Origin of the sequence: Pseudoalteromonas sp. Angola-4, from assembly GCF_028599265.1 — a bacterium.
GTDB classification, from domain to species: domain Bacteria; phylum Pseudomonadota; class Gammaproteobacteria; order Enterobacterales; family Alteromonadaceae; genus Pseudoalteromonas; species Pseudoalteromonas atlantica.
The window spans coordinates 1-319 of sequence record NZ_JAQREK010000117.1 but is presented as its reverse complement, the minus strand read 5'-3'; the positions used below and the strand labels follow the sequence as shown (position 1 = coordinate 319).

General features: G+C 42.9%; 1 rRNA gene. It reads left to right on the top strand.

Going from position 1 to position 319, the window contains the following annotated elements:
- The first annotated feature begins 201 nt into the window (after positions 1-201).
- Positions 202-316: ribosomal RNA gene (gene rrf, locus PSH48_RS21080) — 5S ribosomal RNA — on the top strand.
- Positions 317-319 lie beyond the last annotated feature (3 nt).

The following is a 319-nucleotide window of genomic DNA, read 5'->3' as shown; positions in this document are numbered from 1 at the left end:
GATGTGGAAGTGGTGTGAGCCATTAAGCTAACTTGTACTAATTACCCGTGAGGCTTAACCATACAACGCCAAACGCGTTTTGTGACAGAAACAAGCGACAGAAGTTAATAGCTAGAGTAGATAGATACTTAGACTTAAAAAATATTATCAGAATTTTCCAGATTTAGTTGGTACGTGAAAACGGACTGACCCCCTAATTTGCTTGGTAACCATAGCGTTTTGGACCCACCTGACCCCATGCCGAACTCAGTAGTGAAACGAAACAGCGCCGATGATAGTGTAGCATTTGCTATGTGAAAGTAGGACATTGCCAGGCTCC